Annotated in this window: 21 protein-coding genes; 15 read left to right on the top strand and 6 right to left on the bottom strand. The window is 61.8% G+C overall.

The genetic code is table 11. The features are described from left to right. Positions 1–13 precede the first annotated feature (13 nt). Positions 14–1066, bottom strand: coding sequence for an SDR family oxidoreductase (locus ACJ8QF_RS11770; RefSeq protein WP_131164871.1), 1053 nt, complete (start codon positions 1064–1066; stop codon positions 14–16). A 110-nt stretch (positions 1067–1176) separates the two neighbouring features. On the opposite strand from ACJ8QF_RS11770, the gene ACJ8QF_RS11765 reads away from it, so the two are divergent. Further along, positions 1177–2109: a LysR family transcriptional regulator gene (locus tag ACJ8QF_RS11765; protein ID WP_275094922.1), complete on the top strand. Its 933-nt coding sequence runs from the start codon at positions 1177–1179 to the stop codon at positions 2107–2109. A gap of 3 nt (positions 2110–2112) precedes the next feature. On the opposite strand, the gene ACJ8QF_RS11760 is transcribed toward ACJ8QF_RS11765, so the two are convergent. The 3 genes from ACJ8QF_RS11760 to ACJ8QF_RS11750 form a co-directional block, all read right to left on the bottom strand. Next, on the bottom strand, positions 2113–2505 hold the full coding sequence (locus ACJ8QF_RS11760; RefSeq protein ID WP_004935144.1) for a YidB family protein: 393 nt from the start codon (positions 2503–2505) through the stop codon (positions 2113–2115). 95 nt (positions 2506–2600) lie between these two features. Further along, positions 2601–2849, bottom strand: a complete 249-nt coding sequence (locus ACJ8QF_RS11755; protein WP_004935146.1) for a GlsB/YeaQ/YmgE family stress response membrane protein — start codon at positions 2847–2849, stop codon at positions 2601–2603. 14 nt (positions 2850–2863) lie between these two features. Next, positions 2864–3061, bottom strand: coding sequence for a glycine zipper domain-containing protein (locus tag ACJ8QF_RS11750; RefSeq protein ID WP_004935148.1), 198 nt, complete (start codon positions 3059–3061; stop codon positions 2864–2866). 630 nt (positions 3062–3691) lie between these two features. Here ACJ8QF_RS11750 and ACJ8QF_RS11745 point away from each other — a divergent pair. Together ACJ8QF_RS11745 and yjdN are read left to right on the top strand one after the other, a co-directional pair. Further along, on the top strand, positions 3692–4612 hold the full coding sequence (locus tag ACJ8QF_RS11745) for a Kdo(2)-lipid IV(A) acyltransferase (RefSeq protein WP_442537538.1): 921 nt from the start codon (positions 3692–3694) through the stop codon (positions 4610–4612). Between the two features lie 176 nt (positions 4613–4788). Continuing rightward, complete coding sequence (gene yjdN, locus ACJ8QF_RS11740) at positions 4789–5208, top strand: VOC family metalloprotein YjdN (RefSeq protein WP_004935154.1); 420 nt, start codon at positions 4789–4791, stop codon at positions 5206–5208. Between the two features lie 15 nt (positions 5209–5223). Here yjdN and ACJ8QF_RS11735 read toward each other — a convergent pair whose 3' ends face one another. Continuing rightward, on the bottom strand, positions 5224–5418 hold the full coding sequence (locus ACJ8QF_RS11735; RefSeq protein ID WP_004935157.1) for a hypothetical protein: 195 nt from the start codon (positions 5416–5418) through the stop codon (positions 5224–5226). A gap of 160 nt (positions 5419–5578) precedes the next feature. Here ACJ8QF_RS11735 and ACJ8QF_RS11730 point away from each other — a divergent pair, with 160 nt between their 5' ends. Then, on the top strand, positions 5579–7132 hold the full coding sequence (locus tag ACJ8QF_RS11730; RefSeq protein ID WP_442537537.1) for a sensor domain-containing diguanylate cyclase: 1554 nt from the start codon (positions 5579–5581) through the stop codon (positions 7130–7132). Positions 7133–7612: 480 nt separating this feature from the next. Further along, entirely contained in the window at positions 7613–8506 is an 894-nt protein-coding gene (locus ACJ8QF_RS11725) for a Kdo hydroxylase family protein (protein ID WP_048324083.1), read from the top strand. A gap of 43 nt (positions 8507–8549) precedes the next feature. Here the strand turns inward: ACJ8QF_RS11725 and paaZ are convergent, their stop codons facing one another. Beyond that, positions 8550–10616, bottom strand: coding sequence for a phenylacetic acid degradation bifunctional protein PaaZ (paaZ, locus tag ACJ8QF_RS11720; protein ID WP_442537536.1), 2067 nt, complete (start codon positions 10614–10616; stop codon positions 8550–8552). A gap of 317 nt (positions 10617–10933) precedes the next feature. Here paaZ and paaA point away from each other — a divergent pair, with 317 nt between their 5' ends. From paaA to pcaF, 10 genes are read left to right on the top strand one after another with little or no spacing between them, the layout of a single operon-like run. After that, positions 10934–11872 carry a 1,2-phenylacetyl-CoA epoxidase subunit PaaA gene (paaA, locus tag ACJ8QF_RS11715; RefSeq protein WP_015378348.1) on the top strand — a complete coding sequence of 313 codons (939 nt, stop codon included), beginning with the start codon at positions 10934–10936 and terminating at the stop codon, positions 11870–11872. Between the two features lie 21 nt (positions 11873–11893). Further along, the gene (paaB, locus tag ACJ8QF_RS11710) at positions 11894–12181 is read left to right on the top strand and encodes a 1,2-phenylacetyl-CoA epoxidase subunit PaaB (RefSeq protein ID WP_004935173.1); all 288 of its coding nucleotides are present in this window, start codon (positions 11894–11896) and stop codon (positions 12179–12181) included. 8 nt (positions 12182–12189) lie between these two features. Beyond that, entirely contained in the window at positions 12190–12948 is a 759-nt protein-coding gene (paaC, locus tag ACJ8QF_RS11705) for a 1,2-phenylacetyl-CoA epoxidase subunit PaaC (RefSeq protein WP_015378349.1), read from the top strand. A 9-nt stretch (positions 12949–12957) separates the two neighbouring features. Beyond that, a complete protein-coding gene (gene paaD, locus ACJ8QF_RS11700; RefSeq protein WP_015378350.1) occupies positions 12958–13455 on the top strand; it encodes a 1,2-phenylacetyl-CoA epoxidase subunit PaaD in 498 nt (165 codons plus the stop codon). Positions 13456–13468: 13 nt separating this feature from the next. Beyond that, a complete protein-coding gene (paaE, locus tag ACJ8QF_RS11695; RefSeq protein WP_442537535.1) occupies positions 13469–14527 on the top strand; it encodes a 1,2-phenylacetyl-CoA epoxidase subunit PaaE in 1059 nt (352 codons plus the stop codon). 8 nt (positions 14528–14535) lie between these two features. Next, on the top strand, positions 14536–15309 hold the full coding sequence (paaF, locus tag ACJ8QF_RS11690; RefSeq protein WP_442537534.1) for a 2,3-dehydroadipyl-CoA hydratase PaaF: 774 nt from the start codon (positions 14536–14538) through the stop codon (positions 15307–15309). Between the two features lie 3 nt (positions 15310–15312). After that, positions 15313–16104 (top strand): 2-(1,2-epoxy-1,2-dihydrophenyl)acetyl-CoA isomerase PaaG, encoded by a 792-nt coding sequence (gene paaG, locus ACJ8QF_RS11685; protein ID WP_015378353.1) that lies wholly within the window; start codon positions 15313–15315, stop codon positions 16102–16104. 2 nt (positions 16105–16106) lie between these two features. Next, positions 16107–17639, top strand: coding sequence for a 3-hydroxyacyl-CoA dehydrogenase (locus ACJ8QF_RS11680; protein WP_442537533.1), 1533 nt, complete (start codon positions 16107–16109; stop codon positions 17637–17639). Further along, positions 17636–18076, top strand: coding sequence for a hydroxyphenylacetyl-CoA thioesterase PaaI (gene paaI, locus ACJ8QF_RS11675; RefSeq protein ID WP_015378355.1), 441 nt, complete (start codon positions 17636–17638; stop codon positions 18074–18076). Before ACJ8QF_RS11680 ends, paaI begins: the two co-directional genes overlap by 4 nt. After that, positions 18073–19278: a 3-oxoadipyl-CoA thiolase gene (pcaF, locus tag ACJ8QF_RS11670; protein WP_442537532.1), complete on the top strand. Its 1206-nt coding sequence runs from the start codon at positions 18073–18075 to the stop codon at positions 19276–19278. Before paaI ends, pcaF begins: the two co-directional genes overlap by 4 nt. Positions 19279–19282: the final 4 nt, after the last annotated feature.

Here is a 19282-nt window from a genome sequence, read left to right as displayed (position 1 = left end):
ACCAATGCCACGTTCAGGGAATGATGCCGCGGCGGCGGAACTCATCGAACAGTGAGAAAAACATGGCTTCGGTTTCAACAAACTGGTGGAAACCGAAGCGCCGCGCCTTGCTGCCATCCGCGAACATGTCATAGTCCCAGGAAAAGACGAAATCGGCGAAACGCCAGCCGGCCACCGCGCGATAGTCCGGTTCGGCCAATTGGTGCCGCTGCGCCAGCTCCCGCCACAGCGACGCTTTGTCCGTCATCATGATCTCCAGCGACATCGGCAGCGGCGGCGCGCATTCCAGCCCAAAGTAAGCGGCGATTTTCGGCCACATCTCGCTCCAGCGAAACAGATCGCCGTTGTTGATATTAAACGCCTGATTGGCCGCCGCAGGTTCGGTCGCCGCCCACAGCGTGGCGCGCGCCAACAGCCCGGCGTCGGTCATTTCCAGCAGGCTGTGGTAAGCGCCCGGTTTACCCGGGAAGCGCAACGGCAGCCCGAGCGCTTTGCTGATCGACGCGTAAACCGCGATGCTTAACGCCAGATTCATCGGGTTGCCGAGGGAGAAGCCCCCCACCACGCTTGGACGGATGGCGCTCCAACGCCAGCGTTTGCCGGCCTGCCGCTGCGCCAGATACTGCTGCTGCGCCACGTTAAACTCCGGCGGCATATGCCCGGCATCGCTTTCGCGCGCCGGCGTTTTAAACGGCCCCAAATGCGCGCCATACACCTTATAACCCTGCATCAAACTGATGTGCTCCAACGCCGGCGCGATCGGCTCCAGCCCTTCGACAACGTGTTGCAACATCTGCAGATTCGGCGCCACCAGCCCCGCCCAGTCCGGCGCATCCTGATAGGCGGCATAGAAAACGTGACTAATCGCGCTCAGCGGCCGCAGCGCGTCGCGCGTCGCCGCCGCATCCAGCAGATCAACCTGAAGGTGGCGCACCCCCGGCGCCGATTGTCCCCCCCGGCGCGAGACGCCCACCACTTGCCAGCCCTGACCGGTCAGCTCCTCAATCAATCGGCGCCCAATCACGCCATTGGCGCCGATCACCAATGCCTGTCGCTTTGTATCCATCTTGCCACTCCTCAGGTTGTCGATACCCTGAGTGTCATTGATTAGTAATACTTGCGGTAGAAGAGACCTTCCACTAACACTTATAAGAAAAATCTATAGGCAAGATCGACATGGATAAGCTGAACGCAATGAAAACCTTTATGCGGGTGGCGGAGCTGGGCAGCCTGTCGGCCGCCGCTCGCGATCTGCGTTTGACGCAGCCGGCGGTCAGTCAGCAAATCGCCGGTCTGGAGCAGCAACTGGGGGCACAACTGCTGTTTCGCAGCACCCGGGCGGTCACCCTGACCGATGCCGGCAGCAGTTATTATCAGCACCTCAAACCGATTCTGGCGGCGGTCGATGAAGCGGAAGAAGCGCTGCACGGCCAGCACCACCAGTTACAGGGCAATCTGCGCATTCATGCCCCGACCGGGTTCGGGCAGTTGCACGTCACGCCGCTGGCCATCGCTTTCCAGCAACGTCATCCGAACCTCGCCATCGAGCTGCTGCTGGACGATCGTCGCGCCGACGTGATCGGCGAAGGCATCGACGTGGCGCTGCGTTTCGGTGAACTGCATGCGCCCGGCATGGTGGCTAAACGTTTGGGCGAGCTGCAACGCCTGCTGGTGGCGTCACCGGCCTACCTGGCCAAGTATGGCGCTCCACGTTCGCCGGCGGAGCTGGCTAAACATGCGCACATTCGTTACAGCGGTTTGAACGACGGCGATACGCTCACTCTGTTCGGGCCGCACGGCCCCGAGATGGTCGCTCTGCGGCCCACGTTCCGCGCCAACAATACGCTATCGCTGCTGGCCGCCATTGAGGCTGGAGCCGGTATCGGCGGTGCCCAACGGCCTTTAATCGCCGAGCAGCTGGCGACGGGGGCGCTGGTGCCCGTTTTGCCGGAATACCGCTACCCGCCCATGGCGCTGCACGCGGTCTATCCCGCTTTACGTTTTATTCCGGAGAAAGTGCGCGCCTGGGTGGCGCATCTGCAGCAGGCGTTGACGGCGATCGAGGGAATTAGCGGAGTGAATGCTCCCGGCCAGACGCCGGGAGCCTAATCATTATTTGAACAGTTTACCGACCATATCGCCCAGCTCGTTGCTGTCTTGCTGCACTTCACCGTTTGGTGAGGCGGCATCCGCGACCGTTGGCAAGAACTGTGCAATGGTGCTGGACGCCTGTGCAGGATCGATGCCCAGCTTTTCAGCCAGTTGGTTGATGGCGTCGCTACCCAACGCCTGCTGCACATGGTCGCCGGTAATCGGCTGATTTTCGCCATTGCCGAGCCAGGAACCGACGATATCGCCGAACTGCCCCTGACGGAACTTGTCCAAAATGGCCTGCAGGCCACCTTGTTGCTCGACCCACTGCATAATGGCGATGTAGTCGATACCTTTACCACCGTTGGCGCCGCCGCCCAGAATGTTACCCAATACGCTATCGAACAGACCCATGATATTCCCCTTTCAGCGGGTACGGCCCGCGCCGCACCGCCGGATTGATTTCACGAAAAAGGGCCGCCGCGGCGACCCTGTTGAGCAACGGCTGCTTAGCCTTTGATCTTCCTGTAGACAAAAAGCACCACCAGGGCACCGATGACCGCCACCACAAAGCTGCCCAGGTTAAAACCGTCAACGCGGCCCATACCGAAGAAGGTGCTGATATAGCCGCCGACGACGGCGCCCACGATCCCCAATATAACGGTCACAATAAAGCCGCCGCCGTCTTTGCCCGGCATAATCCACTTGGCCAGGATACCGGCGATTAAACCAAAAATGATCCAGGAAATGATGCCCATCTTTACTCTCCCTATTACCTTTTGCCTAACAGAAATCCTATTACCAGGCCCACGACGGCGCCGGCGCCTATCCCCGCCCAAGGGTTATCCTTGAGGCAGGCACATGATTGCTCGAGCGCTGCTTTTACACCGCTGCTCACTTCGCAGGCGGTGGTTTTCACGTAGTCGCTCGGTTGCTCAACACCGTTTAGATCGTCATTTTCATATGACATGTCAAATCCTTACAGACCAACCCTCTGAGAATTTCGTCACATGTTTCGCGCCAGGCGCCATCCGCTCCGCGATCTTGCTCTGGGCAATCTGCCCGCTGCCGCTCAATGCGGAGGCGTCCGGCGGCAAACGCACAACTTCACACTATGACTATAGTAAAAAATCAGCGGTTTACCCATTTCCGTCCGTCTGAATTTCACCATACAAAAAACGATCTGATTTCATCCCGCTGTCATCTTGCAAGGCTAAACTTTAAACATATCCTCCGGGAGGAAACGCCGATGTTCAATGCACCTTTTGTCCTGATCCTCACGCTACTGTACGCACTGGCCGCCGCTTGGGACGGTTCCGTAGCGTTACTGTTTCATTAAGGTTACATAGCCGTTGTCACTTTTGCGATGCGCTTAATTGTGTCTTTATTTTTCAATTTCGCCAGCCAATTGAAATAGCGGAAAACATCCCCTCCTCCCTCGGTAAAAATCCTATTTCGCTTCGTTTTTCGCCTGCGTTTAAATAAAGCGTAAAAAAAAAGCATTAATGGAAAATCCTGTTTAGCACAAAATATTCTATCATCTTCCTCATGACAATTTGGGTTAAGGTCCCATTGGCAAAGAAAAGGAATAACAGGAAAAATGCTTTCTAACCAACGCTTTGAGCGCAAATTCTTGCGCCCTCGTTATTGGTTGTTGTGGATAGGACTGGGAATACTCTATCTCTTGGTATTACTGCCCTACCCGCTCATTTATCGGCTCGGACACGGCCTTGGCAGAATAGCCATGCGCTTAATGAAACGCCGGGTAAAAATAGCGCGCCGCAATTTAGAACTCTGCTTCCCCGCAATGCCCACCGCCGAGCGCGAGGCGCTGATCGTCAAAAATTTTGAGTCCGTCGGCATGGGCCTGTTCGAAGTCGGCATGGCCTGGTTCTGGCCCGACTGGCGCATCGCCCGCTGGTTCAAGGTGAGCGGCATGGAAAACATGCGGCTGGCGCGTCAGGACGGCAAAGGCGTTCTGCTGATCGGTCTGCATTTCCTGACGCTGGAACTGGGCGCGCGCATTTTCGGCATGCAAAACCCCGGCATCGGTGTGCATCGCCCGCACAACAACAAGCTGATGGAATGGGTACAGACCCGCGGCCGGCTGCGCTCGAATAAATTCATGATCGACCGTAAAGATATCAAAGGTATGATCCGCAACCTGAAACAGGGCGAAATCCTGTGGTACGCGCCGGATCACGATTATGGGCCGCAAAGTAGCGTATTCACACCGTTCTTCGCCGTGGAAAATGCCGCCACGACCACCGGCACCTTTATCCTGGCGCGCATGGGGCGGCCGTCGATCGTGCCTTTCGTGCCACGCCGCCTGCCAAATGCTCAGGGCTATGAGCTGATCGTGCAGCCGCCGTTGACGGACTTCCCGCTGGATGATGAAACGCGCGCGGCGGCCAAGATGAACCGCGTGGTGGAAGAACAGGTGCTGCTGGCCCCCGACCAATACATGTGGCTGCACCGCCGCTTTAAAACCCGCCCACCCGGCGAACCGTCGCTGTATTGACCCCTTCGCGCCTTTGCCCGTCACACCGCCGGCGAAGGCGCGCTCACCTCGCACAAGCATTCTGCGCCAGGGGAACTACACTAGTAAGTCACCGACGGCAATTATTGCCGCCAGCAATCATTTCGTCCGCCCGAGAGCCGGTCGTTGCCTGTCGGGCCATAATCGAGGTCAATGTCATGCTGGTACAACCCTATCTGTTTTTCAGCGGTAACTGTGAGCAAGCGATTAACTTCTACGTACAGCAGTTGAATGCCAAAGTTGAAATGGTCATGCGCTTTAAAGACATGCCCGAAGAAGCCCGGCAAGGCGGACCACAGGACGTCAATCCGGAAGCGATCATGCATGCGCGCCTGCTGATCGGCGACGGGGTGCTGATGGCCTCCGACGGCTGTCCGCAGGATGACAGCGGCGGTGCTTCTCACAAAGGTTTCTCGCTGTCGCTGAACCCCAGCGATGCGGAACAAGGACGCAAACTGTTCGACAATCTGGCGCAGGGCGGCCAGGTGACGATGCCTTACCAAGCCACCTTCTGGGCCAAAGGTTTTGGCATGCTGACCGACAAATTCGGCGTCAACTGGATGATCAACGTCGAATAACCCCGCATGGCGCCGCTAGCCATAGCGGTGCCAGTCATACGCCGCCTTGGCGAACAGCACGAACAGCAGCGCCAACAGCGCCAATCCCAACCGCCAATAGGGCGACCGGCGGCGGCGCCAGGCGAAGTACATCATCACCGCCAGCGTTCCCAGCGTAAGGGGGTAATACACCGCCAGCGTCAGTAAAGCGATAATGATGTAATCAGACATGGCTCTTTCACTCCGAGGTGTTCACACCGCCGCTGATGCGGGCTGCGATCGACCTTTCGCCTTATCGCCTCGTTAAAGGCTAGAGGTCTGGCGCATTTATGCATAAAATATAAGATTGCTCTTAACTCAAACTGAATAGTAATCAAACAACAAGGGTGACATGACTCAGCAGCAACCCATACAGGATGCCGTGCCGGCGCGCAGCGTTAAAAGCTCCCCATTATTATTTCAGGCCGGCGTGTTTGTCATCATCGTTGCCGCCACGCTGATCCTCTTTAACAGCTGGCAAATCTGGAACGCACACCAGCGCGATCTGCGCAGCGCCGAGCATGAATCCGCCAACCTCGCCCGCTCGCTGGCGCAGCATGCCGACGATACTTTCATGCAGGTGGACGGCAATCTGCTCGATCTGACCGAACGTCTCCAGTACGACGGACTGGGGCCATCGCAATTGACCCGCCTGCAGCGGGTGATGCAAACCCAGGTCGGCAACCTGCCGCAGCTGCATGGGATGTTTCTCTACGATGCGCGCGGCCGCTGGCTGGCGACCTCCTCGGGCAAGTTCATCAAGAACGCCAACAACGCCGATCGCGAGTACTTCATATACCATCAAAACCGCGACGACGGCGGCCTGTACATCGGCAAGGTGATCCGCAGCCGTACCACCGGCGATTTGATCATTCCCGTTTCGCGGCGTTTCAACAACCCGGACGGCAGCTTTGGCGGCGTGGTGCTGGCGACGCTGTACATCGATTATTTCCGCCAGTTTTACGATAGCTTCGCCCTCAACACCGACGCCTCACTGAACCTGCTGCTGGCGGACGGCACCATCCTTTACCGCCGCCCTTACTCGGCGGCGTCGATCGGTAAAAACATCGCCAAGGGTGTGCTGTTCAGCGAAATTTTGCCGCATTCGGAATTCGGTAACGCCACCATCACCTCGCTGTACGACAAAGTAGAGCGCATCTACGGCTATTCGCGGGTCAACCGCTTTCCGCTGGTGATCGCCGCCGGGCTGTCGAAACGCGACGCGCTGGCGGACTGGCGCACCGACGCCGGGCTGTTCGCCGTCGGCGGCCTCTCGCTGCTGATGATCCTGTTGGCGATGGGCATGGTGCTGCTGCGGCAAATCAAGCACAGCATGCAAACCGAAGCCGAGCTGATGCGCACCCGCGATCAGCTGACCAGCATCAACCAGATGCTCGAAGAGCTGGCGCTGCTGGACGGCCTGACCGGGCTGGCCAACCGCCGCCAGTTTGATATCGCGCTGAAGAACGAGCTGGCACGGGCTTCGCGCAACTACCGCAGCGTGGCGCTGCTGATGCTGGATATCGACTATTTCAAACAGTACAACGACAGCTATGGCCACGTCGCCGGTGACCAATGCCTGCAGCAGATCGGCCAAACGCTCAAAGGGTTGGCGTGCCGCAGCAACGACGTTCTGGCGCGTTACGGCGGCGAAGAGATGGGGATTATCCTGCCGGATACCGACGTCCAGGGCGCACTGATTTTCGCCGAACGCGTCATCAACGCGGTGCGCGATCTGAAAATTCCGCATCAGGGTAATCCGCACGGCATCGTCACCATCAGCATCGGTATCTGCGCCAAAGTGCCGCATATGTATAACGATACGCCGATCAGCTTTATCAATGAGGCGGACAGTGCGTTGTATCAGGCCAAGAAAAAAGGCAAAAACTGCATTTACGGCGCGTAATCATTAATCGGGCCACCAAATTTTGGCGGCCCGATTTATTACTAAACAAAATGAAATAATTCCTCTCCGCAACATTATTTTCCCGGGTTACCCTGCGCTCTGAATAAAATAACGCCAATAATAAGCATACTATTTATTTTCATTAAAATTCAACAAGATAAAAAAATCGCCATTCCACAGACAATTCGTGCCATTTTTGATTATTCGTGCCTACGCGCAGCCCCGTTTAACCCTCGTTTACTTTTCATTGGTATTGCCGGTGATATCCTTATCAGGACTATTCTCTATATCAGGAAGCCATCGCACGCTTCGGCGCACTGCGCCCTGCTGATACATCCATAATAGAACCCACAAATTTCACGTTGCAATTGGGCGGCCTGTTGACGCCGCTCCAGCCAGCCACTGCGCAAGCCAGTGCAGCCAATCACGCGGCAACCTGAAAGACGGGAATAAAGCGATATAGATTTGCGAGGAGATCTCATGCCTACTGGCGATATTATGCGTGAACAGGCCGTCCTGACGCTGCCGTTGCGACAATGGGCGGCAGCGGAAGCATCCAGCGCGGTCAGCGAACTGGAACAGGGCAAGGTACTGTTTCTGCCCGAACTGGCCTTCACCTTGTCTGAACAGGAAATGCCGCTGCTGGATCCGACGTTGGTCGATCCGAAGCGCAAAAACATCAGCTATCAGCCGCTGTCCGGCAAACTGAGCGGCGTTGCCGTCGCGGAACGCCGGCAACAGGTTCAGCAACTGCTGGAGCGCTATTATCAATCTTGCCGCCAGCTGATCGCCGGGCTGTTGCCCGAGTATCAGGAGGCGCTGCACCACCCGACCGGCAGCCTGCGTTTGCACCCGGTTTCCGCCTGGCGGGCGACCAGTTCCTGGCGCAAAGACGACAGCCGCCTGCACGTTGACGCTTTCCCGTCGCGCCCGAACTACGGCGAACGCATTCTGCGCATCTTCACCAACATCAATCCGCACGGCGAGCATCGCCAATGGCGCGTCGGCGAGCCGTTCCCTGAGCTGGCGGCACGCTTTATGCCGCGCCTCGCACGCTACTCCGCCCTCAGCAGTTGGCTGCAGCATCAGGTGCGCATCACCAAGACCCGCCGCAGCCATTATGACCACCTGATGCTGCAGTTGCATGACGCCATGAAGGCCGACGGTGATTATCAGCAACGGGGTCCGCAGCTGGCGCTGGAATTCCCGCCGGGCAGCAGCTGGATTTGCTTCTCGGATCAAACGCCGCACGCCGCAATGGGCGGCCAGTTTATGCTGGAACAGACCTTCCTGTTGCCGGTGAACAAGATGCAGGATCCGCAGCGTTCGCCGCTGAAAGTGCTGGAACAGCTGCGCGGGCAGCCGCTGATCTGAATAGCTCGCCGCCGCCGGGATGCCGGCGGCGGCGAAACGCGCATTATGCCTCGAAGTCCCCTTGCTGACGCGCCACCAACGTCAGAATGCTGTACAGCGCCACCGGTTGCTGTTCCTGATTCAGCACCTGCACATCCCACACCACCACGCCGTGCGGCCGATCTTCGGCGGTTTTTTGCGGCTTGCGGATCTTCTTCTTGCAGGTTAACCGCACCTGAATGGTGTCGCCGATCTTCACCGGTTCAATAAAACGCAGATTTTCCATGCCGTAGTTGGCGATCACCGGCCCGACGGCGGCGTCGACAAACAGCCCGGCCGCAGCGGACACCACAAAGTAACCGTGCGCCACCCGCTCGCCGAACAGCGAATCGGCAGCGCCGATCTTGTCCATATGCGCGTAAAAGTGGTCGCCGCTCAGGCAGGCGAAGTTGACGATATCCGCTTCGGTCACGGTGCGGCGCGCGGTCAACAGGCTGTCGCCCAGCTGCAGCTGCTCGAAGTATTTCCGGAACGGGTGCACCGGATGTTCGGCGACCGGCGCGCCGCGCACCCATTCGCCGCCGATGGCTGCCAGCATCGCCGGGCTGCCCTGGATCGCCGTGCGCTGCATATAGTGCTTCACCGCGCGCAGTCCACCCAGCTCTTCACCGCCGCCGGCGCGCCCCGGGCCGCCGTGCACCAGCATCGGCAACGGCGAACCGTGGCCGGTGGATTCCGCCGCCGCCTGCTCATCCAAAATCAGCATACGTCCGTGAGCGCAGGCCGCCGCGCGGATAAAGCGCTTGGCCAGCGCCGGGTCGGCGGTCACCAGCGATCCCGCCAGGCTGCCTTGCCCCAGCAACGCCAACGCGATCGCCTGCTCGGTATCCGCATACGGCATCAGCGTCGCCACCGGGCCGAAGGCCTCAGTGCCGTGCGCCGCCTGATGGGTGAACGGATCGGCGCAATACAGCAGGGTCGGCGGATAAAACGCCCCGCCGCGCGCGCCGTCGCCCAGCACGTCCAGCTTATCCAACGACGCGCCGCACAGCGGTTCGCAGCCGTTGCGCAGCAGGAACTCCACCTTGCTTTGCACATCATCACGCTGCTCGTGGCTGACCAGCGCCCCCATGCGCACCTGCTCCAGCTGCGGGTCGCCCACCGTCACCCCCGCCAGACGCTGCAACAAGGCCTGACGCACCGCCGCCACCTGCGCCGCCGGCACGATGATGCGGCGGATCGCGGTGCACTTCTGCCCCGCCTTGGCGGTCATTTCACGGCACACCTCTTTGATAAACAGCGCAAATTCCGGCATCTCCGGCGTCACGTCCTCCGCCAGCACGCAGCAGTTGAGCGAATCCGCCTCCATGGTGAACGCGATCGATTTTTCCAACAGGCGCGGATGCGCCCGCAGCCGCTGGCCGGTCTGCGCCGAACCGGTGAACGTTACCGCATCCTGATAATCCAGGTGCGCAAACATGTCGCCGACGCCGCCGCATACCAACTGCAGCGCGCCTTCCGGCACCAGCCCGCTGTCGACGATCAGCCTGACCATCGCCTGCGTCAGCTGCGCGGTGGCGGTGGCCGGCTTGATGATGGCCGGCATGCCCGCCAGCCAGGTCGGCGCCAGTTTTTCCAGCATGCCCCAGCAAGGGAAGTTGAAAGCGTTGATATGCAGCGCCACGCCGGGGCGCGAGGTCAATACGTGGCGGGCGGCGAACTGCGCCTGCTTCGACAGCGGGATCAGCTCATCTTCCGGCCACAGCGTATCGTCCGGCAGATCGCGGCCGGCCATGCCGGCATAGGCGAACAGCGTGGCGATGCCGCCTTCGATATCGACCCAGCCGTCGCTGCGCGTCGCCCCGGTTTGATAGGAAATCTGATACAGCGCCTCTTTATGCGCCAGCAGGTGTTTCGCCACCGCTTTCAGCATCTGGGCGCGCTGCTGGAACGTCATGTGCGCCAGCGCCGGGCCGCCGTGGCTGCGGGCATAGCTCAGGCTGGCCGCTAACGGCAGGCCGTCGGAGCAGACCTGGAACAGCGCCTCGCCGGTTACGGCGTGACGGATCTCGCGCGCCTCTCCCTGCCCGTACACCCAGGCGCCAGAAAGATAACTGTGTAACTGCTGCATGTGCCCTCCGGAATTCATAAATTTTCACCATACAGCTTAATTACGTATCACATAAATGCCAGTCGATGCCAAACTCAATTTTAACAAAAAGAGAACAAGAAGCGCTTTCAAGCCGTTTCCCCTGGCATTAATACGGAGTCACTGCTTATTTTTATCAAAAAAAATCAAATGATTAACAAAAACACTTGTGAGTGCGCTCGCAAAACCACATAAATCTCGTTTGATCTTTTTGTTATCAGTTTGTAGCCTTATGGTTAGTTAAAGTGATTCACATTTTTATATTTAATGTGAAAAATACGAATCACCAAGAGGCAAGCATGACAACTGACGCACAGTATCAGCAGCATTTCGACGACAAGATCGCGGCGGATATCGCCATTGAGGCTAAAGACTGGATGCCGGACGCCTATCGTCAGAACCTGATTCGGCAGATCGGCCAACACGCCCACTCGGAAGTCATCGGCATGCTGCCGGAAGCCAACTGGCTGACGCGTGCCCCCACGCTGCGCCGCAAGGCGGTGCTGCTGGCCAAAGTGCAGGATGAGGCCGGCCACGGTCTGTACCTCTACAGCGCCGCCGAAACCCTCGGCTGTTCGCGCCAGGACATCTACCAAAAGATGCTCGACGGCAAGATGAAATACTCCTCTATCTTCAATTACCCCACGCTCAACTGGGCGGATATCGGCGTGATCGGCTGGCTGGTCGACGGCGCCGCCATCGTCAACCAGGTGGCGCTGTGCCGCGCGTCCTACGGCCCCTATGCGCGGGCGATGGTGAAGATCTGCAAAGAGGAGAGCTTCCACCAGCGCCAGGGCTACGAGGCGGTAATGGCGATGGCCAACGGCAGCGACACGCAGCGCGCCATGCTGCAGGACGCCATCGATCGCTTCTGGTGGCCGGTGCTGATGATGTTCGGCCCGAGCGACGCCGACTCCCCCCACAGCGCCCAGAGCATGGCGTGGAAAATCAAACGCCACAGCAACGATGAGCTGCGGCAGAAGTTCGTCGACAACACCGTACCGCAGCTGGAAGCGCTGGGCATGACGGCGCCGGATCCGGATCTGCACTGGGATGCCGCTGCCGGCCACTATCGCTTCGGCGAGATCGACTGGAGCGAGCTGCATGAGGTGATCAAAGGACGTGGCCAATGCAACCACGAACGCCTGCAGGCCAAACGCCGCGCCTGGGAAGACGGCGCCTGGGTGCGTGACGGCGCCATGGCCCACGCCGCGAAAAACGCCGCTTCCGCCGCATAGCCAACATAAGGAACCGAGATCATGAGCCACGTTGAATGGCCGCTGTATGAAGTGTTTATCCGCAGCAAACAAGGGCTGGCGCATCGCCACGTTGGCAGCCTGCACGCCGCCGACGACCAAATGGCGCTGGAAAACGCCCGCGACGCCTACACGCGCCGTAATGAAGGCTGCTCGATTTGGGTGGTGCAATCCCGCCATCTGATCGCCTCGCAGCCGGAAGATCGCGGCGCCTTCTTCGATCCTTCCGAAGACAAGATCTACCGTCATCCGACGTTTTACACCATTCCCGACGGCATCAAGAACATGTAGAGGCGACCATGACGGTTAACGATCCGCGCATCAGCTATTTGCTTCGCCAGGGCGACACGCCTCTGATCCTCGCCCAGCGCCTGTGTGCCTGGTGCGGCCACGCGCCCGAGCTGGAGATCGATCTGGCGTTGGCCAACATCGGGCTCGATCTGCTCGGCCAGGCGCGCAACTTCCTGGGCTACGCCGCCGAACTGGCCGGGCCGCCCTGCAGCGAAGACAGCCTGGCCTTCGGGCGCGACGAACGCCAGTTTCATAACCTGCTGCTGGCGGAACAGCCGAACGGCGGTTTCAACGACACGTTGGTGCGCCAGTTCCTGCTCGACGTCTACCACGTGCAGCTGCACCAGGCGTTGAGCCGCAGCGGCGATGCGCAGATCGCCGCCATCGCTGCCAAGTCGTTGAAGGAGGCCGATTACCACCTGCGCTTCAGCCGCGGCTGGATGATCCGCCTCGGCGACGGCAACGACATCAGCCACCGCAAGATCCAACAGTCGCTGGATAACCTGTGGCGCTTCACCGCCGAGCTGTTCCACGCCGACGCGCTGGAGCTTGAGCTGGCGGAACAGGGCATCGCCGTCGATCCGCGCGAGCTGCAGGCTCCCTGGCAAGCGCAGGTGGAAGAGACACTGCGCCAGGCGACATTGACGCTGCCCGCCGAGCAGGCGTTCCGTCACGGCGGCAAACAAGGCCGACACAGTGAACACCTCGGCCCGCTGCTGGCGGAGATGCAGTTCCTGCAACGCGCCTATCCAAACGGCCAATGGTAGGAGGCCGCGATGAACGTCACTCGTTTGCAACCCGCTGAAATCCCGCAGATTTGGCACTGTCTGCAACAGATCAGCGATCCCGAGCTGCCGGTGCTGTCGATCACCGATTTGGGCATGGTGCGCGACGTGGCGCGCGACGGCAACGGCTGGCGCGTGACCTTCACCCCCACCTACTCCGGCTGCCCGGCCACCGAATTTCTGCTCAACGCCATCGAGCAGCGGCTGACGGCCGCCGGCTTCAGCCCGGTGCAGGTGGACATTCGCCTCAGCCCGGCCTGGACCACCGATTGGATGAACGCCGACGCCCGCGAACGGCTGCGGCAATACGGCGTAGCGCCGCCGCAGGGCCACACCTGCGATCGGCCGCATGCCCACGGCCCGGTAGCCTGCCCGCGCTGCGGCAGCACCCACAGCGAGAAGATCAGCGAGTTCGGCTCCACCGCCTGTAAAGCGCTGTACCGCTGCTGCGACTGCCGGGAACCGTTCGATTATTTCAAATGCATATAGGAGCGCTGACACCATGACGGTCTTTCATCGCCTGAACGTCGCCGCCATCGAGCGCGAAACGCCGGACGCCGTAGCCATCACCCTGCGGGTGCCCGAAGAGCTGCAAAACCAATACCGCTACACCCCCGGCCAGCACCTGACGCTCAAGGCGCTAGTCAACGGCGAAGAGCTGCGACGTTGCTATTCCATCTGCAGTTCGCCGCAGGAAGGCCTGCTGCAGATCGGCGTGAAAGCGATTGATCAGGGCCGTTTCTCCGGCTTCGTCAACCGCATGCTGAAAGTCGGCGATGCGCTGGAAGTGATGGTGCCGCAGGGGCGCTTCGGCTATCAGCCGCAGGCGGAGCGCCGCGGCAACTATCTGGCGATCGCCGCCGGCTCCGGCATCACGCCGATGCTGTCGATCATCAAGGCGACGCTGCAGCTCGAACCGGGCAGCAGCTTCACCCTGATCTACGGCAACCGCAACAGCCGTTCAATGATGTTCAAAGAGGCGCTGTCGGATCTGAAAAACCGCTATCCGCAGCGTTTTCAGCCGCTGTACCTGTTCAGCCAGGAGAGCCTCGACAGCCCGCTGCTCAGCGGCCGCATCGACCGTGAACGCCTGGCGGCGATCGGCGGCGCGCTGCTGGATTTCCGCGACTATGACCACGCCTTCATCTGCGGGCCGGAATCGATGATGGACGACGCGCAGATCGTGCTGGAACAGGCCGGCGTACCGGCCAATCACATCCACAGCGAACGTTTCAACACCAGCGGCCTGGTCGCCCGCCCGCGCCACAGCGGCGATCGCAATGCCACCCGGGTGGCGATCCTGCTCGACGGCCGCCGGTTGGATATCGAGGTCGGCGAACAGGACGACAGCATTCTCGATGCCGCGCTGCGCCAAGGCGCCGATCTGCCCTACGCCTGCAAAGGCGGCGTGTGCGCCACCTGCAAATGCCGTCTGAAGGCCGGCCAGGTGGAGATGGGCGTCAACTACAGCCTTGAGCCGGATCAGCTGGCGGCGGGCTACGTATTGAGCTGCCAGTCGTGGCCGAAAGGCGACGGCGTGGTGTTGGACTTCGACGTCTAGGAGCCGCGATGGATACCCCGTTTATTTTGCATCAGCAGCAACACCGCGTGGTCACGCTGACGCTGCATCGCCCGGAGGCGCGTAACGCCCTGAGCACGCCGTGCCTGGAACAGCTGGTTGTCCGGCTGGAGCAGGCCGACGCCGACAGCGGCGTGGGCGCCGTGGTGATCGCCGGCGCGGCGCGCTTCTTCGCCGCCGGCGCCGATCTGCGCGAACTGCAACAACAGGATCTGCCGGCCGCGCTGGCGGATCGCCGTCCGCAGCTGTGGCTGCGTCTGGCGCAGTTCAGTAAGCCGCTGCTGGCGGCGGTGAACGGTTATGCCCTGGGCGCCGGCTGCGAGCTGGCGCTGGCCTGCGACATCGTTATCGGCGGCGAAAGCGCCCGCTTCGGCCTGCCGGAGATCACCCTCGGCCTGATGCCGGGCGCCGGCGGCACCCAGCGCCTGATCCGCTGCGTCGGCAAGTCGCGCGCCAGCCAGATGGTGCTGACCGGCGAAGCCATCGACGCCCGCACCGCGCTGCAGGCCGGCCTTATCAGTGAAGTATGCGTCGATGCTCTGACGCTGGAGCGCACGCAGCAGATTGCCGATCGCATCAGCCGTCAGGCGCCGCTGGCGCTGCGCGCCGCCAAACAGGCGCTGAAACAGGCCGAGGAAATCGGCCTTAGCCAGGGGCTGGCGATGGAGCGTCAGCAATTTGTCACCCTGGCCGCCACCGACGATCGCCGCGAAGGCATCGCCGCCTTTTTCGAAAAACGTACGCCAAACTATCAGGGGCGCTGATTTATGGATAACGCATTGATTCTCAGCCATCTCGACGCCGGCGTGTTGACGCTGACCCTCAACCGGCCGGATCGGCTCAACAGCTTTAATGACGAGATGCATCGCCAGTTGAGTGAAGCGCTGACGCAGGCCGAGCGCGACGACAGCGTGCGCTGCCTGCTGATCGCCGGCGCCGGGCGCGGTTTCTGCGCCGGGCAGGATCTCAACGATCGCAACGTCAGCGCCGATCAACAGGCGCCGGATCTCGGCCTGTCGGTCGAACGTTTCTACAACCCCCTGATCCGCCGCCTGACCGCCCTGCCGAAACCGGTGGTATGCGCGGTCAACGGCGTGGCGGCCGGCGCCGGCGCCGCGCTGGCCCTGGCGTGCGACATCGTCATCGCCGCCGACAACGCCGGCTTTATTCAGTCGTTCTGCCGCCTGGGGCTGGTGCCGGATTCCGGCGGCAGCTGGTTCCTGCCGCGGCTGGCCGGCCACGCCCGCGCCATGGGCATGGCCTTGCTGGGTGACAAAATCAGCGCCCAACAGGCGCTGGAGTGGGGCATGATCTGGCAGGTGGTGCCGGCGGATGAATTGGCCGACCGCACGCAAACGCTGGCGCGCCATCTGGCCACCCAGCCGACTTACGGTCTGGGTCTTATCAAGAAAGCCATCTACAGCTCGGCCACCAACAGCCTCGATCAGCAGCTCGATCTGGAGCGCGATCTGCAGCGATTGGGCGGCCGCAGCGACGACTACCGCGAAGGCGTCAGCGCGTTCTTCGCCAAACGCACGCCAAACTTCAGCGGGAAATAGCCATGAACGCGCCCCTTCTTAACGGCCAGGTGGCAGTGATCGGCGCCGGCACCATGGGCATCGGCATCGCCCAGGTGGCCGCCGCCGCCGGCCACCCGGTACGGCTGTTCGATATCGCCCCCGCCGCTGCCCAGCGCGCGATCGACGAACTCGCTCGCCGCCTGCGGCAGCGGGTCGACGGCGGCAAGGCCGACGCCAATGCCACCGAGGCGCTGCTGGCGCGCCTCGAACGCGCCGACTCGCTCGAGCAACTGGCCGACTGCACGCTGGTGATTGAAGCGGTGGCGGAAAATCTGGCGATTAAGCAGAGCCTGTTCCGCGATCTGGAAGCGGTCTGCTCGCCCACGGCGCTGTTCGCCAGCAATACCTCCTCGCTGTCGATCACCGCCATCGCCGGCGCCTTGCAATACCCGGCGCGCATGGCCGGGCTGCACTTCTTCAACCCGGCGCCGCTGATGAAGCTGGTGGAGATCGTCAGCGGTCTGGAGACCGGGGCCGAGACCCTCGCGGCGCTGCAGGCCCTGGCGCAGCGCTGGGGTAAGCAAAGCGTCGTGTGCCGTTCAACGCCGGGATTCATCGTCAACCGCGTGGCGCGGCCGTTCTACGCCGAAACCCTGCGCGCGCTGGAGGAACGGGTGGCCGACGCCGCCACCCTGGATGCAGCCATGCGCGACGCCGGCGGCTTCACCATGGGCCCGCTGCAGTTGACCGATCTGATCGGCCAGGACGTCAATTACGCCGTGACCGACTCGGTGTATCAGGCCTTCTACCAGGATCCGCGCTTCACCCCCTCTCTGGTGCAGCAGGAGTTGGTGGCCGCCGGACATCTCGGCCGCAAATCCGGCCGCGGCTTCTACCGCTACGACGCGCAACGCCCCGCCGCAGAGATGATCGCCTTTGCGCCGCCGGCGCAGGCCGCGCCGCCGCAACGCGTCACGCTGCACGGCGACTGGTCTTCGCTGGCCGATTTAGCGGAACTGTTGATCGAAAATGCGGGGGCGATCAAACAACCTGGCCAGACCAGCCCGTACCTCACGATCGACGACGTTACACTGATGTTAACCAATGGTAAAACCGCCGACCAACTGGCCGACGAACGTGGAACGCCTGTGGTGCTGTTCGATCTCTGTGCCGACTATGCGCATGCCTCCGCCATCGCCATCAGCTGCGCGGCGCAAAACGGCGCGCAACATAATGCCAACGCGATTCGCCTGCTGCAGTCCCTCGGCAAGCAGGTCATTCAACTGCCGGATTATCCCGGCCTGCTGACTATGCGCACCCTGGCCATGCTGGCCAACGAAGCGCTCGACGTGGTGAACAAAGGCATCGCCAGCGCCGAAGATACCGATCTGGCGATGCTGCGCGGCGTCAACTATCCGCGCGGCCCGCTGGCCTGGGGCGCCGCACTCGGCTGGCGTCACATTCTGACGACGCTGGAAAACCTGCAACGCTATTACGGCGAAGCGCGCTATCGCCCGATGCCGCTGCTGCGCCGCTACGCTTCCCCCGCCTCTTTCCCAGGAGCCGAAAGATGAACGCCAATACGCCGCGCGCGCTGGCTCAGCGCTGCGCCGAACAGATGTTCCAGCAAGATACCTGCGCTCAGGCGATGGGGATGCACATCGACGCCGTCGACGCCGGATACGCGCAGGTCAGCATGACCGTCGGCCCGCAGATGCTCAACGGCCACCAAACCTGCCACGGCGGCCAACTGTTCAGCCTGGCGGACACCGCCTTCGCCTACGCCTGCAACAGCCAGGGGTTGGCGGCGGTGGCCTCCGGCTGCAGCATCGACTTCGTCCGCCCGGCGCTGGCCGGCGATCGCCTCACCGCCAGCGCCCAGATGCGCCATCAGGGCAAAGCCACCGGGCTGTATGACGTCGAAATCGTCAATCAACAGGGCAAAACCGTCGCCTGGTTTCGCGGCCGCGCGCACCGCCTTGGCCACAGCATTTTAGGAGATCAAGCATGAATCAGGCATTTATCTGCGACGGCGTGCGCACCCCGATCGGCCGCTACGGCGGCGCGCTGGCGCAGGTGCGCGCTGACGACCTCGCCGCCCTGCCGCTGCGCGTGCTGCTGGAGCGCCATCCGCAGGTGGATTGGGCACAGCTGGACGACGTGATCCTCGGCTGCGCCAACCAGGCCGGGGAAGACAACCGCAATCTGGCGCGCATGGCGCTGCTGCTGGCCGGACTGCCGGTCGGTGTTTCCGGCACCACGGTGAACCGCCTGTGCGGTTCGGGCCTGGATGCGTTGGCAATGGCGGCGCGCAGCATCAAAGCCGGCGACGCCGGGCTGCTGCTGGCCGGCGGCGCGGAGTCGATGACCCGCGCGCCGCTGGTGATGGGCAAGGCCGACAGCGCCTTCAGCCGCCAGGCGCAGCTGTACGACACCACCCTCGGCTGGCGCTTCGTCAACCCGCGCATGCAGGCCGAGTTCGGCACCGATTCGATGCCGGAGACCGCCGAAAACGTCGCGGCGCAGTTCAATATCAGCCGCGCCGATCAGGACGCCTTTGCGCTGCGCAGCCAGCAGCGCGCCGTCCGGGCGCAGGCGCTGGGCCACCTGGCGCAGGAGATAGCCCCGGTCAGCCTCACCGGTAAAAAAGGCGCGGTCACCCTGTTCAGCCAGGATGAACACCCGCGCGCCGACACCACCTTCGAGCAGCTGCAGGCGCTGAAAACCCCATTCCGTCAGCCCGGCAGCGTCACCGCCGGCAACGCCTCGGGCCTGAACGACGGCGCGGCGGCGCTGATCGTCGCCTCCGAAGCGATGGCGGTGCGCCAGGGGCTGACGCCGCGCGCGCGCATCGTTGCCACCGCCACCTGCGGCGTGGAGCCGCGGCTGATGGGCATCGGCCCGCTGCCGGCCACCCGCAAGGTGCTGGAGATCGCCGGGCTGAGCCTGGCGCAGATGGACGTCATCGAACTGAACGAAGCGTTCGCCGCCCAGGCGTTGGCGGTGATGCGCCAGCTTGGCCTGCCGGACGATGCCCCGCAGGTTAACCCCAACGGTGGTGCGATCGCTCTGGGGCATCCGCTGGGCATGAGCGGCGCGCGCCTGGCGCTGGCCGCCCTGTTTGAACTGGAACGGCGAGCCGGCCGCTACGCGCTTTGCACCATGTGCATCGGCGTCGGCCAAGGCATCGCCATGATCATTGAGCGTGTCTGACCCC

Source organism: Serratia sp. CY81684 (assembly GCF_052166595.1).
Taxonomy (GTDB): domain Bacteria; phylum Pseudomonadota; class Gammaproteobacteria; order Enterobacterales; family Enterobacteriaceae; genus Serratia; species Serratia nematodiphila.
This window is presented reverse-complemented; position numbering and strand designations above follow the sequence as displayed.